The organism is Cyclobacterium sp. L-R (assembly GCF_056859355.1).
In genome coordinates this window covers 46,045-59,870 of sequence record NZ_JBSXOH010000047.1, presented here as the reverse complement: position 1 = coordinate 59,870, position 13,826 = coordinate 46,045, and the positions used below count along the sequence as shown (strand labels likewise).

Here is a 13,826-nt window from a genome sequence, read left to right as displayed (position 1 = left end):
GGTTATTCAAGTGCTAAGGAGCAGAATGGGCATCAAAAGGTTAGGTGTAATTACTGCAATAATGTAACTGGATTTCTCTAATAAATTTAAAACAAAATACAATCAATTGATTGTTTGAATAATATAGAGATAAAAAATGAAATTCTGACTGATGTAGAAGGTTTTGTACTTAAGTAGGTTTAGTTCGGAATTGACAATTGACCTTCTATTTTGTGATTTATTCTGTTTAAAAAATCAATGAATCCCGACAACAGTATGGAACTATTGCCGGTTCAATGGTAGGGATATGGTTAAGAATTTTTTAGAATAGAGCTTAAATCTGCCTGGGAATAGTTAATTGATTTAAGGGTTTTATTGTCTTCCTTGCGGTAGACGAGAAATACATCGTCAGATTTAACGTAATAACAATCTGTGCCCTTAGCTTGGTAATGTGCAACTGTGTCTATTGCCTCTTTTTCATTTTTACAGGCCTTGCTCATATTGGATCGTTGCACCTCGTCAAATAGCGTTTTGAATTTATCTGCCAGGCCAAATTCCAATACGGCACCGGAGAGTACATATTGAATGTCACAAAGTGCATCAGCGACTTCTACCAAGTCATCATTGGCAATTGCCTCTTCTAGTTCCTTTAATTCTTCGGCTATTAAGGATACCCGAAGTTTACACCTATTGGCCTCTGGTATTACTGGAGAGGGAAGTATAGGATGTTTGAATGTTTGGTGAAATCGAGCTACAGCTGTTAAGGTTTGGGGATCTTTCATGATAAAATTGTTTTTCAGCACCAAAGAAAAAAAGGTCTGCCAATGAAAGCAATCAATTCATGATAAAATGAATAAAAAACATTTTGAATCTTAGCTCACACCTGAATTCGGTTAACCCGGATTATGTAATAGGATTCGTAATGAGTGTTGCAATCGCAAGAAAATCAGGCTGTATGGAGATTTTAGCATAGCACCGCTATGGTGAAATTGAAAACAGCAACGAAGTGGCTGATTTTAAAGCGATTTCAGCACGTAATAGAATGACTATTGCATATTTCGGGATTAAGGAAGTAAGCTTGAATAGACCATTGGGGGCCTGATCCGGTTAATTAGGGGGATACGATTGTTGCCAATTCCACTTTAATCCTAATAATAGACGGAGACATGATTCGGTACTCACTTGGTTTATTAGTTCAAGAAATTGTAAACCACAGTTTATTAGTCCCTTATGTTTTGGGTTAAAATAATCCTTTATTCAGCCGTTAATTTTCGGTGTCATTTTTGAAATATTGTAAATTAAAATAATTATTATTAGAAGACATTCACTTTTAGATAAGCCTTATGTTGAAAAAAACAACTAATAGTGCCTCGAAAATTTTTGTGCTAGATACTTCGGTTATTCTCTATGACCACCATTCCATAATGAACTTTGCTGAGCATGATGTGGTCATCCCAATTACAGTATTGGAAGAGCTGGATCAGTTTAAAAAAGGGAATGATACCAAAAACTTTGAGTCCAGGGAATTTATCCGTTTACTGGACAAGCTCTCCCAGAACCATATGATTCAGAATTGGACTCCTTTAAATGGGAAGAATAAAGGGTCATTCAAAATCATGATGAATCCCGATAACAAGCTCAATGCCAATGAGATCTTTGGGGAGGAAAAAAATGACCATAATATTTTAAATGCCGCATTAAGCTTAAAACAGACGGAGATTAACAGAAAAGTCGTTCTCGTCAGTAAGGACATCAACTTAAGATTGAAGGCCAAGTCTTTGGATATTGCTGCCGAAGATTATGAAACAGGCAAAATCAAAAATATCAGTGAAATTGAAAATACGGGCAAGGGGGTTATTGATAATTTAGACAACAATATAATCAATAGCCTTTACGAAAAAGGTGTTCTTGAGGGCAAAGAGGTTTTTGGAAAGAGGAGAAAAAACTTACCTCAAAACAATACATTTTATATTTTAAAGGGCATTGAAAGCAATGCATCCATACTTGCCTTTTATCAGTCCCAGCAAAACCTATTTTCTAAGATTTCTAAAACCAAGGCGTACAATATTAGTCCTAAAAATGCAGAGCAGGCTTTTGCCCTTCATGCCATTTTGGATCCAAAAATTAAGCTTTTGACCATTCAGGGAGTAGCGGGTACAGGAAAGACGCTTTTGGCCCTTGCGGGCGCATTGGAGCAGCGAAAAGAGTACAAGCAGATTTTTTTGGCAAGACCAATTGTTCCTTTGAGCAATAAGGATATAGGCTATTTACCTGGAGATATCAAGTCGAAGTTAAATCCCTATATGGAACCGCTTTGGGACAATTTAAAATTTATCCAAAATCAATACCAAGAAAGTGATAAAGAGTACCAGCGAATTACGGACATGATCAACCAGGAAAAGCTGGTGATCCAGCCTTTGGCCTATATTAGAGGCCGTTCTTTATCGAATATTTTCTTTATTGTAGATGAAGCGCAGAACCTGACGCCCCATGAGGTGAAGACAATTATCACCAGAGCCGGTGAAAATACGAAGATTATTTTCACCGGTGATGTTTTTCAAATCGATACGCCTTATTTAGATAGTCAAAGTAATGGATTGTCCTACCTGATAGACAGGGCAAGAAACCATTCACTTTATGCGCACATTAAGTTGGAAAAAGGAGAAAGGTCTGAATTGGCCAATCTTGCCAATGAATTGCTTTGAGAAATTTAACTTTCAGTAATGGTGTTTAGTTTGGCCAAGAAGCTATTGTAATATTGGCGACCTACCTGCACCACATCTCCTGTTTTTAGGTTTATTTCCTTGGTGTTGAAACTTTCTATTTGTGCCAGTTGGACGATGTATGACTTTTGAACCCGTAAGAAAAGGTTGGAAGGCAATTTTTCCTCCATGTCCTTCATTGATTTACGAATTGTGAAGTTTCTGTTTTTTGAAAATATAGTTACCATGTTTCCATTGGCTTCTACATAATATATGTCACTGTAATCCACCCTTTCAAAACTATTGTCAGCTTTGATATAAACAGCATCAACTACTAAGTAAGGGCTTTCTGCAGCTTTAGAGGAGGATCCTTCGGAAAGGGTAGGTCTTGTTCTTTGGTTGTATAGAACAATTTCTACCATGGCATGGATATCGTTGCTATTGAAAGGCTTTACAATAAAACCTGCAGGGTGTGTTCTTTTTGCTCTTTCGATAATAGCAGGGTCACTATAAGAAGTAACATAGACAATAGGTGCGTCTACCATTTGTTGAATGATTTCGCCCAATTCAATTCCATCTTTATCGCCTTTAAGCTTGATGTCCATGAAAACCATGTCAGGACGATATTTTTTCACCACCTTAATGGCTTGATTTGCAGAATTGGCTATGTCAATATTCACATATCCTAAAAGTTGTAAAATTTCTTCGATGTTTTCAGAAATATTTACATCATCCTCAACGATCAGTATCCGTTCTTCTTTCATTTCTAAACTGTTTTAATTGAAAAATATAATTAATGATGCTGATACGAAATTTACAAATTAAAATGCAAATAAAAGCACGGAAGAATCAATTTACTGACCATTTAATTAAACTAATTGCTTTTTATGGTTATAAACTCATCAAATCTTTGAACCTTGCTGCTTGTCTTCTGCTGACTTCTATTCGTTCTCCACCCTTAAGAGTGACAACCAAACCACCATTAAACCAAGGTTCTATGGTCTCCACCCAGCTCAAGTTGATAATGTGTTTCCTACTTGCTCTAAAGAACGATTTTTCATCGAGTCTTTCGTCAAGCGCATTCAGCGACTTGTGAATCATTGGCTTGTTTTTTTCGAAATAGACTTTGATATAATTGCCATCAGACTCAAACAAGCGGACATTTGCTAATTTTACAAACCAACATTTATCCCCATCCTTTACAAAAACCTGGTCATTTAAAGCAAGCTTGTCTTTGGGAAGATCCGCAACTGAAGTCTCTTCTTTTTTTAACTCTTCGAGCTTTTTTTCTAATTTCTTTAAGGTTTCGGTTAGTCTTTCTGGTTCTATTGGTTTCAACAAATAGTCCAGGGCATTTACCTGAAATGCCTGTAAGGCAAATTCATCGTAGGCAGTAATAAATACTACCAAAGGAACATAATCAAGCTCTTCAAGAAGATCAAAGCCTGTCTTTTCAGGCATTTGGATATCTAAAAACACTACATCAGGTTGTAGGGATTCAATCTTCTCTTTGGCCTCATCTACATTTGGTGCCTCTCCTAAAATTTCTATGTTGTCATTTTGGCTTAGTAAGCTGATAAGCTCTTTCCTGGCCAACCTTTCGTCATCTACTACTAATACGCGCATAATATCTATATTTTCCTCTAAATTTAACCTTTTTGTTTCGGTATTTTTATTTCTGTCACCACAAATTCATTTCCGTAATTGAATATCTTGAATGAGGCCTTGTTCCCAAAAATCAGTTTTAGCCGTTGAACGGTATTGGCAATGCCATGTCCTTCCCCTTTTTTTCTGGGGGTTCCGGCAGGTTTTAACTGACCGCTATTCCTTACCCAGATGTATAAATCATCCAACAAGCCTACGGTACATTTAATCTCAATTAGGCCACCTTTCATCAAATTTGAAATCCCATGTTTGATGGCATTTTCTACGATGGTTTGTAGCATCATGGGTGGAATCCTATACTGATTTGTCTTAGGCTCAACTTCATAGATTACCTTCAATCTCTCCTCAAACCGTATGGACTCGAGGTTTAAATAATCTTTAACTGTTTTCATTTCATCCGATAAGGAGATGGTCTTGTGCTTATCTACCACTAGGGAATACCTCAATATATTGGACAATTGAGTAATGGCTGATTTTGCTTTTATAGGGTCTTCATCTACCAAAGCCCGAACACTATTTAGGGCATTGAAAATAAAATGTGGGTTTAATTGATTGCGAAGGTGAATAAGTTTGATTTCATTGATCCTTGCCTGGTACTGCAGACTGGAGTTGTAATTGTCTAGAAAATAGAATAGGAAATATAACAAGGACCACAGAGAATAAAAAAGAAAGCTGGTAAACAGGTTGACCATCAATACCAAAGGCCTAAAATCTTGAGGGTAATGTAAGGTGCCAAAAATCCAATTGATTAGGATTTGTGATAGGGTATTCACCAAGCTCAAAATCAAAACAGCTGTCAATACGTGGCTAATTAGCTTGGTGGTTGGGAATTCAAGCCAACTATTGTGTTTAATTTGATATCTAAAAAAATGTGTGGAGACGAAATAGACAATGGCCAAAGAAAAGTAAGCACCTATTTGAATGGGTGTTATACCTCGAGCCATGGATACAAAAAACAGGTTGACCAAAGCAAAGCTCAGCCAACCAAAAATTTGTAACAACCAATATAGCTTGTTTTTATTCATTCAAATCCCTACTTCCTCCGGCAAAATTATGCTACTGTATAGTAGCCGATTTGTTCAAAGGTATTTTATCGAGAATTTTATTAATCAAATCACGGGTACTTACACCGTCTGCCTCTGCCTCATAATTTAAAATTATCCTGTGGTTAAGCACGTCTTCAGCAATTTCTTTGATATCCTCTGGCAAAACATAATCCCTTCCCTGCATAAAAGCATTGGCTTTGGCCGCAAGATTAAGGTTGATAGATGCTCTTGGAGAAGCACCGAATTGAATGTATTTGGCCTCTTCGTGCATGCCGTATTTTTCAGGGAATCTGGTAGAAAAGACCATTTCTATGATATAATTTTCCAAAGCCTCTGCTATCTGTACCTCATTAATGGCACTTCTTATGGCAAAAATATCTTCCTTGTTCAGTATTGGATTTACTTCTGAAATAAATTTGGAGTTGGTCATTCTTCTCATGACTTCCAACTCATCTGATTTGGAAGGGTACTCTATATTTACCTTCATCATGAATCGATCGACCTGCGCTTCCGGTAAAGGATAAGTTCCCTCCTGATCTACAGGGTTTTGAGTAGCCAAAACCAAAAATGGCTTGTCTAACATAAATGTAGTTTCACCGATGGTCACTTGTTTTTCCTGCATGGCCTCAAGCAAGGCTGACTGTACTTTAGCTGGAGACCTATTGATCTCATCTGCTAAAATGATATTGGAAAAGATAGGCCCTTTTTTTACCTCAAAATTTGCATTCAATTGATTGTAAATCATTGTACCAATCAGATCAGCTGGCAATAAATCGGGGGTAAACTGTATCCGCTTAAAGTCAAGGTGAAGTACCTTTGATAAGGTGTTAACGGTTAGTGTTTTAGCTAGTCCGGGTACCCCCTCTAATAAAATATGTCCGTTGGTAAATAACCCAATTAAGAGTCTGTTGACCATTTTTTCCTGACCAACTACAACTTTTTTTACTTCATTAATGACTTCCTGTATCTTCTCCTGATGCATAATGGATATTTGAAATTTCTATTGATATTTTGCCTATAAGAAGCCTAAATTAGAACAATTCATTCTTTATCACAATTTAGTGCCTTTTCTTCTTTTTCGTTTTTTGATTTTTGGTGGTTTTAAAGCCCTGCTCGGTTTGTGCTTTACTCGAAATACCTAAAGTGGAATAAAGAGTGTCACCATCTAGGAGTCTAACTTCACCAGCCTCAAAACCATCTATGGTTAATTTCTCTACGGACCACCTGACCAAACGTAGCGTAGGAAAACCTACAGCCGCAGTCATTTTTCTTACCTGCCTGTTCTTACCTTCTTTCAGGGTTATAGCTATCCAAGAATCGGGAACATTTTTTCTATACCGGATAGGTGGATTTCTTTCAGGTAATAATTTTTCTACATCCTCTAGTAAAACGGCTTTTGCCTTTAAGGTATTGTGAATTTTTTTATTGACTGAAATTTTTACCCCTGATTCCAGTTCTTTCAAAGCGCTATCAGTTATTTGTCCTTCTACCTGAACCCAGTAGGTTCGCTCATGGGAATAGTTTGGATCAAGTAACAAATGATTCAGTCGCTTGTCATTGGTCAACAACAATAAACCTTCACTGTCTTTGTCCAATCTGCCCACAGGGTAAACGTCCGAAGGGAAATCACTAAGCATGCCTAACGTATCCCCTTCGCCACTGAATTGACTCAGAACACCAAAAGGCTTATAAATCATATAATATTCCAATGCCATATTATCAACTACCGCAACAATTGAAACAATTCATTTAATTGAGGGGTAAGAATAATTTCAGTCCTCCTGTTTTTTGCTCTTCCTTCAGCCGTTTCATTGGAGGCCTTGGGATAGTAGAAACTCCTTCCAGCAGCAGTTACCCGCTCTGGTACAACATCATAGGAATTGGTAAGAATTCGTACAATGGCTGTTGCTCTAGCTGTACTTAATGCCCAGTTGTCCTCAAATTTGCCACGGATAGGCACATTGTCAGTATGACCTTCTACTAGTATTTGGATTTCAGGACTATTGTTTATCACCACTGCTAATTTACTAAGTGCTTCTTTACCATCCTTATTAACTGTGGCGCTTCCTGAGGGAAACAATAACTTGTCCTGTAAGGAGACATATAACTTTCCATCCTGCTCATACACCTGCAATTCATCTGACCGGTATTGAACCAAAGCTTTGTCAATGGTGGTCTTGAGCCCTTCCATCACTGCTTTTTGTTCATCGAGTAGGTTTTGCAAGAGATCCAAACGCTCCTGTTGCTCTATCATTCGTTGCTCCTTGGCAGAAAGCTCCTGCTGTACTGAGGATGAAGCGGCAATGGCTCTTTCAAGTTTGGTTTCCAAAGCGTTGTTCTTTCTTTTGAAATCAGCTAACTCTTCTTCAAGCTGGCTCGCTTTTTTCCTAAATTGCTCCAAGCTGTTACTAGCACTGTCAAGGTTACCTTCCGTTTCCCTGAGTGAACGCATCATTTCTGCATTCCTTATATTTACTTCGTTGTATTTCTTTTGCGGCACACATGAATACCATAAAGGTATTAGCAATACCATACTTCGAAAAATTATCTTGTTCCACATAATTGTCTAGTTTTAAGAAACCTGTAACGAAAAACATACCAATTTAGGTGGTTCTGCCCAAAATCTGGCTTTTTTGGATAAATAGTTCAAGAAATCCGGCTCCAATTCATTTCATTCTTTTTTAGTCGTGACAACTGATCTGCTATCGGTTTATTTTCAATACTGTTAAGATGTGGATCTTTTTCCAAAATAGTTTGGGCTGAAGCGCGAGCCTGAACAAGTATTTCACTGTCTTTACCAATATCCGCGATTTTTAAATCTGTTATCCCCGACTGCTGTGTGCCTGCCAAATCACCAGGTCCTCTCAACTTGAGGTCAACATCTGCAATCTCAAAACCGTCATTTGTTCTAACCATTGTATCTAATCGTACCCTGCTGTCTTTGCTTAGTTCATATTTGCTCATTAGTATGCAGTAGGATTGGTCTGATCCTCTACCTACCCGTCCTCTAAGCTGGTGTAGCTGGGAGAGACCAAATCTTTCGGCATTTTCGATCACCATCACTGAGGCATTAGGGACATTTACCCCTACTTCAATAACGGTTGTGGCTACCATAATTTTGGTTTCATTTTTAACAAATCGATTCATCTCAAAATCCTTATCTGCAGGTTTCATATTGCCATGCAATATGCCTATAGGCAAATCTGGGAAGGCCCTACAAATACTTTCGTATCCATCCATAAGGCTTTTTAGGTCACTTTTTTCAGACTCTTCGATTAAGGGGTAAACTATATAAACCTGTCGGCCTTTTTGGAGTTCTTTTTTCAAAAAGCCAAATACTCTTAATCGGTCTTTGTCATACCTATGAACAGTTTGTATAGCTTTTCTTCCTGCCGGTAATTCATCTATCACAGAGATATCCAGGTCACCATATACGGTCATCGCAAGAGTTCTGGGAATGGGTGTTGCGGTCATTACCAGTACATGAGGGTAAAAGTCGCTGTTCTTCCCCCATAGCTTAGCCCTTTGTGCTACTCCAAATCGATGTTGCTCATCGATAATCGCAAGACCTAATTGTTTAAAGACCACCACATCTTCCAGTAGGGCATGTGTTCCTACCAGCAAATTCAATTCCCCTGACTTTAAGGCTTCATGAATAATTGCTCGTTTTTTTTTGCTGGTAGATCCTGTAAGCAATGCGATGTTGAGTCCCATCTTAGCGGAAAAATCTTTTAGCCCTTCGTAATGCTGAGTGGCAAGGATTTCAGTTGGAGCCATAAGGCAGGTCTGAAAGCCCGAATCAACGGCCACTAAAAGACATATGAAAGCGACAATGGTTTTTCCTGAACCCACATCTCCCTGTACCAGCCGATTCATTTGTAAGCCGGATTTCAGGTTATTGTATATTTCCCTGATTACCCTTTTTTGGGCATTGGTAAGGTCAAAAGGTAAAAATTCCTTGTAAAATTTTGTCAATAGACCTGTCTTGTCCAATACCTTTCCTCTATACTGTTCAGTTCTGGTAAGGTTCATTTTTAACAACCGAAGTTGTAAGAAGAAGAATTCCTCAAATTTCAGTCTATAGAGGGCCTTTTTTAAGGTTTGGTGACCAGAGGGAAAGTGAATCTCTTTTAATGCTATAGGTTTAGGTTCTAGTTTTAATGCTTGGCAGAGAGTTAAGGGCAGGGTTTCAGGAACCTTGGGAAGGACCAAAGGGAGCAAGGTCTCCAGTATTTTGGAGATGCCTTTACTGTCGAGGTACCTGCTTCGTAACTTTTCAGTAGTAGGATAGACCGGATGAAAACTAACCTCTTTTTGCTGCTTGTTGGTAAGAGGTTCTAGTTCTGGGTGGGCAATACTGATTTTTCTTCCATACTGCTGTGGTTTACCAAAGACCACCATTGGAGCGCCTTTTACTAGTCTTTTTGCAACCCATTGTATGCCTTTGAACCAGGTTAGTTCAATCCCACCGGTTTCATCTCTAAATTGGGCTACCAACCGTTTCTTTCTACCATCTCCGATAGTCTCAAATGAATAGATCGAGCCGACCAATTGCACTTGTTGCATATCTGATCGGATGTCGCTAATCTTATAGAATTTTGTCCTGTCCTCATACCTGAAAGGATAATGTTGCAACATTTCACCGAAGGTAAAAATATCCAACTCCTTATTAATCAGAGCGGCTTTCTGAGGTCCTACTCCTTTTAGGTATTCAATTTTAGTATCAAAGAATCCGGACAAATCTTCCAATTTAAAGCTTCACAGAAATTTTTTCTTGAGATCGGCTTCAAGCGCGTTGATTTCCTGTCTTTTTGCCATAAAAGCTGTCAGTAATTCCGCCTGATTTTTTGCTCGATGAAGATTCTGTTCAGGATATTCTACCTGGTAATAAATGTTTCCATTGAGGTGGTCTGTTAAAAACCGAAGTCCCATAATAAGGGTCATCATTTCTGCCCCAAATGGAAGGGAACTTAACTCCTGATCAGTAATATTGCCAGCCAATACCGAATAGAAGCCTTCGAGTAGGCCTTCATATTTAACCAAATCTATATTTATATTTCCCCAGTCCAAGGAAGACTCATCTCTTGTACAAGCTACCGTTCGGGCTAGGTCACCAAAATCATAAAATACGAAACCGGCCATAATGGTATCGAGATCTATTACCGCATTGACTTTCTTTAGGTCTTCACTGAAAATCAAATTGTTTATTTTGGTGTCATTGTGCGTTGCTCGAAGTGGTAACTGCTTGCGGTAAATGCCATATTGCTCAAGCAAATCCTTTCGCAATTCATAATAGGCAATCATCTCCCTGGTTTCGTCATTTATTTCAATGGCGGGGTTTTTAAGTGCCTCATCAAATTGACTGTAACGCCATTCTAGGTGATGAAAGTCCTGTATGGTGTCCTGAAGTTTACTTGAGTCAGTATTTGAAAATACTTTTACGAAGTAAGCGAAGGCTTCAGCAGCTTTGCTGGCTTGCTCTTTATGGTCTATATCATCTCGGGTTATTCCATTGACAAATGGAAAAAGCCTGTAAAGTCCACCATCCAACTCAGTAAAAAGTTCGCCTTGTTTATTAGGAATAGGTAATGGCAAGACAAAATGTAGGTCGGTTGGGTCAAAATTATCAAGAAGGTAGCCGAGATTATTTGAAATCCTTTCAGGATGCTTAAAAACAGCATCATTGAATTCTTGTAAGATGTAGGACTGCGTGCTGCTGTCCACCTTATATGTCTTATGGATGTGTCCTGAACCAAATCGATTGGCAACCAAGTCGTCTGCATCTAAGGTATAGGCAGCTTTAAGCGCGTCCAATATTGTGTCTTTCATAGTAATAAATCCAAATACCTAATTGGCTAAAGAAATTAATTTGTCACTTTTAACATTTCCAATTGGTAAATTTACAATACTTTTAAATATATATTATTGAAAGGGTTTATATTTACCTTTGTAGTCTATTGAAACACTTTGGAGGGGTAAATGCATCCCGTCCCGCAAATATTTAAAGGAATTATTTAAAATAATTGAAAAAGTTTTATTTATTTAGAAAAATTTTCTTCTTTCTCAAGGAGTAAAACGATCAACGCTTAACCATTATTCGAAAAAATTATACTATAAATACGTCATCATGAATATTTCAATCCTTGATTGGGCAATAATCATTTCATTTTTTGTTATTTCCATGTTAATAGGGGTTTATGCCTCTAAATCAGCGGGTAAAAACGCTAAAGAATTCTTCCTTTCCGGAAGAAATATGCCCTGGTGGTTATTGGGGGTGAGTATGGTAGCCACTACATTCTCCGCAGATACACCAAACCTAGTAACTGACATTGTAAGGAAAAATGGAGTTTCAGGAAACTGGGTATGGTGGGCATTTTTACTAACAGGTATGCTGACCGTATTTGTTTATGCAAAACTATGGAGAAGGTCTGAAGTCACCACCGATTTGGAATTTTATGAATTGAGGTACGGTGGAAAAGGGGCTGCTTTTTTAAGGGCCTTTAGAGCATTGTATTTAGGGGTGTTTTTCAACGTGGTTATTATGGCCACTGTTTCCCTAGCCGCAATTAAGATATTTGGTGTGATGCTTGGGCTTAGTTCTTGGGAGACGCTTTTGATTGTTTCTGTTGTCACAGTGTTTTATAGTTCTTTGGGAGGTCTTAAAGGGGTTTTGCTTACTGACTTTTTCCAATTTTTCATCGCCATGGCTGGAGCATTCGGTGCAGCTATCTATATAGTTACCTTGCCTGAAATCGGTAGTCTTGATGCCTTGTTGACACACCCTAATGTTGTAGGTAAACTTAATATAATACCAGATTTTACTGATTGGAACTTACTTATACCTTTGTTTATTATGCCTTTGGCCATTCAGTGGTGGGCCACTTGGTACCCTGGAGCAGAGCCAGGTGGAGGAGGGTACATCGCCCAAAGAATGTTGTCAGCTAAAGATGAGAAAAATGCCATTGGTGCAACATTGTTGTTTAATATTACTCATTATGCTATTCGTCCTTGGCCTTGGATCATAATTGCTTTGTCTTCCTTAATTCTATTTCCGCAGTTAAGTGACATGCAAGAGGCTTTCCCAAATATAGAAGCCAGCAAACTAGGAGATGATTTGGCTTATTCTGCCATGCTTACTTTTCTTCCAAAAGGTCTGATTGGGATTGTGCTAGCCTCTTTGATAGCAGCTGTAATGTCAACCTTGTCAACTCACCTTAACTGGGGTTCATCTTATGTAGTTAATGATTTTTACTCTAGATTTATTAAGCCTGAGGCAACTGACAAAGAATTGGTAGCTGTTGGAAGAATCTCTACGGTTGGTCTTATGGTGCTTGCAGCCTTACTGGCAACGGTACTTTCCAATGCCTTGGAAGCTTTCAATATATTGTTACAAATAGGAGCAGGTACTGGTTTAATCTTTATTTTACGTTGGTTCTGGTGGAGGATTAATGCTTATACAGAAATCTCTGCTATGATCGTTTCCTTTATTGTGGCAATCTATTTTGAATCAATTCACAATAAATTGGGTTTCTTACCTATACCGGAAGAAATGAGTTACCTGAAATTGCTTTTCGGTGTTTCTATCACTACCATAACTTGGGTAACTGTTACATTATTGACCAAACCTGAAGATGATAAAGTGTTGCTTGCCTTCTATAAAAAAGTAAGACCGGCATCTCATGGCTGGAAAAAATTATTGGCAAAATACCCTGAGGTGAAAGAAGAGACAGGTCAACTTCCAATGGAAATTGGTTTGATGTTGATCGCTTCTATAATGGTTTATGCAGCTTTATTTGGGGTGGGATTTTGGATTTATGGGCAAATTTTGCCAGCGACCATTGCTACCATTATTTCATTGGCAGGAGGAATAATTGTTTTTAGGGCATGGAAGAAAATGAGATAATCTATTAGGATAGATTTCTTTGATAGGGACAAAAACTAGCTGTTAGGTTTTCTTCTAATTTGAGGAAAACCTAACAGCTAATTAATAATGTCGTACAAACGGAAAAATTATGGCTAATAAAACGGCTGAAATATTAAAAGACAATAACCTAAGAGTAACCAGTTGTAGGAGAGAAGTGCTTATTACCTTTCTAAATAGAAAGATAGCACTATCTCATTCTGACCTTGAAGATGCGTTGAAAGAAAATTTTGATAGGGTTACTATATATAGAACCCTAAAAACATTTTTGGAGAATGACCTTGTTCATAAGGTGCTTGACGATACTGGGGCTGCCAAATATGCCTTGTGTAATCATGGTTCCGCTGAAACCCGACATGATCACGAACATGTACATTTCAAATGTGAGAAGTGCGGAAATACCAGATGTTTGGAGGAAATTTCACTCCCTAAGGTTTCACTTCCTAAAGGATATGAACTAAGGGAAATGAGTTTATTGATTCAGGGGGTTTGTAATAAGTGCAAAAAGTGAAA

At 38.1% G+C, this 13,826-nt stretch carries 12 protein-coding genes; 3 read left to right on the top strand and 9 right to left on the bottom strand.

Features of this window, described 5'->3' with window-relative positions:
• Window positions 1-290 precede the first annotated feature (290 nt).
• Window positions 291-761, bottom strand: coding sequence for a pyrophosphohydrolase domain-containing protein (locus AC13EX_RS04990; RefSeq protein ID WP_482891794.1), 471 nt, complete (start codon window positions 759-761; stop codon window positions 291-293).
• Window positions 762-1,322: 561 nt separating this feature from the next.
• Here AC13EX_RS04990 and AC13EX_RS04985 point away from each other — a divergent pair.
• A complete protein-coding gene (locus AC13EX_RS04985; RefSeq protein ID WP_482891793.1) occupies window positions 1,323-2,684 on the top strand; it encodes a PhoH family protein in 1,362 nt (453 codons plus the stop codon).
• A gap of 5 nt (window positions 2,685-2,689) precedes the next feature.
• Here the strand turns inward: AC13EX_RS04985 and AC13EX_RS04980 are convergent, their stop codons facing one another.
• The 8 genes from AC13EX_RS04980 to AC13EX_RS04945 all read right to left on the bottom strand — a co-directional run bounded on the left by AC13EX_RS04980 (window position 2,690) and on the right by AC13EX_RS04945 (window position 11,221).
• Window positions 2,690-3,445: a LytR/AlgR family response regulator transcription factor gene (locus AC13EX_RS04980; protein WP_048641374.1), complete on the bottom strand. Its 756-nt coding sequence runs from the start codon at window positions 3,443-3,445 to the stop codon at window positions 2,690-2,692.
• Between the two features lie 127 nt (window positions 3,446-3,572).
• Window positions 3,573-4,307: a LytR/AlgR family response regulator transcription factor gene (locus AC13EX_RS04975; RefSeq protein WP_482891792.1), complete on the bottom strand. Its 735-nt coding sequence runs from the start codon at window positions 4,305-4,307 to the stop codon at window positions 3,573-3,575.
• 23 nt (window positions 4,308-4,330) lie between these two features.
• Window positions 4,331-5,371, bottom strand: coding sequence for a sensor histidine kinase (locus AC13EX_RS04970; RefSeq protein ID WP_048641372.1), 1,041 nt, complete (start codon window positions 5,369-5,371; stop codon window positions 4,331-4,333).
• 31 nt (window positions 5,372-5,402) lie between these two features.
• Complete coding sequence (locus tag AC13EX_RS04965) at window positions 5,403-6,374, bottom strand: AAA family ATPase (protein ID WP_339713367.1); 972 nt, start codon at window positions 6,372-6,374, stop codon at window positions 5,403-5,405.
• 76 nt (window positions 6,375-6,450) lie between these two features.
• Complete coding sequence (locus tag AC13EX_RS04960; RefSeq protein WP_048641370.1) at window positions 6,451-7,107, bottom strand: pseudouridine synthase; 657 nt, start codon at window positions 7,105-7,107, stop codon at window positions 6,451-6,453.
• Window positions 7,108-7,115: 8 nt separating this feature from the next.
• A complete protein-coding gene (locus AC13EX_RS04955) occupies window positions 7,116-7,952 on the bottom strand; it encodes an OmpA/MotB family protein (RefSeq protein ID WP_048641369.1) in 837 nt (278 codons plus the stop codon).
• A gap of 86 nt (window positions 7,953-8,038) precedes the next feature.
• Window positions 8,039-10,132: an ATP-dependent DNA helicase RecG gene (gene recG, locus AC13EX_RS04950; protein WP_482891791.1), complete on the bottom strand. Its 2,094-nt coding sequence runs from the start codon at window positions 10,130-10,132 to the stop codon at window positions 8,039-8,041.
• A gap of 18 nt (window positions 10,133-10,150) precedes the next feature.
• Entirely contained in the window at window positions 10,151-11,221 is a 1,071-nt protein-coding gene (locus tag AC13EX_RS04945) for a phosphotransferase enzyme family protein (protein ID WP_482891790.1), read from the bottom strand.
• A 298-nt stretch (window positions 11,222-11,519) separates the two neighbouring features.
• Between AC13EX_RS04945 and AC13EX_RS04940 the strand changes: the two genes are divergently transcribed.
• Together AC13EX_RS04940 and AC13EX_RS04935 are read left to right on the top strand one after the other, a co-directional pair.
• Entirely contained in the window at window positions 11,520-13,295 is a 1,776-nt protein-coding gene (locus AC13EX_RS04940) for a sodium:solute symporter family protein (RefSeq protein ID WP_048641366.1), read from the top strand.
• A gap of 109 nt (window positions 13,296-13,404) precedes the next feature.
• On the top strand, window positions 13,405-13,824 hold the full coding sequence (locus tag AC13EX_RS04935; RefSeq protein ID WP_048641365.1) for a Fur family transcriptional regulator: 420 nt from the start codon (window positions 13,405-13,407) through the stop codon (window positions 13,822-13,824).
• Window positions 13,825-13,826 lie beyond the last annotated feature (2 nt).

What these genes read in the sequence shown, in the direction of transcription:
- AC13EX_RS04935 (WP_048641365.1), top strand. Translation starts at nt 13,405, where the DNA reads ATGGCTAATAAAACGGCTGAAATATTAAAAGACAATAACCTAAGAGTA.
- AC13EX_RS04985 (WP_482891793.1), top strand. Translation starts at nt 1,323, where the DNA reads ATGTTGAAAAAAACAACTAATAGTGCCTCGAAAATTTTTGTGCTAGAT.
- AC13EX_RS04965 (WP_339713367.1), bottom strand. Translation starts at nt 6,374, where the DNA reads ATGCATCAGGAGAAGATACAGGAAGTCATTAATGAAGTAAAAAAAGTT.
- AC13EX_RS04945 (WP_482891790.1), bottom strand. Translation starts at nt 11,221, where the DNA reads ATGAAAGACACAATATTGGACGCGCTTAAAGCTGCCTATACCTTAGAT.
- AC13EX_RS04970 (WP_048641372.1), bottom strand. Translation starts at nt 5,371, where the DNA reads ATGAATAAAAACAAGCTATATTGGTTGTTACAAATTTTTGGTTGGCTG.
- AC13EX_RS04980 (WP_048641374.1), bottom strand. Translation starts at nt 3,445, where the DNA reads ATGAAAGAAGAACGGATACTGATCGTTGAGGATGATGTAAATATTTCT.
- AC13EX_RS04975 (WP_482891792.1), bottom strand. Translation starts at nt 4,307, where the DNA reads ATGCGCGTATTAGTAGTAGATGACGAAAGGTTGGCCAGGAAAGAGCTT.
- AC13EX_RS04990 (WP_482891794.1), bottom strand. Translation starts at nt 761, where the DNA reads ATGAAAGATCCCCAAACCTTAACAGCTGTAGCTCGATTTCACCAAACA.
- AC13EX_RS04955 (WP_048641369.1), bottom strand. Translation starts at nt 7,952, where the DNA reads ATGTGGAACAAGATAATTTTTCGAAGTATGGTATTGCTAATACCTTTA.
- AC13EX_RS04960 (WP_048641370.1), bottom strand. Translation starts at nt 7,107, where the DNA reads ATGGCATTGGAATATTATATGATTTATAAGCCTTTTGGTGTTCTGAGT.
- AC13EX_RS04940 (WP_048641366.1), top strand. Translation starts at nt 11,520, where the DNA reads ATGAATATTTCAATCCTTGATTGGGCAATAATCATTTCATTTTTTGTT.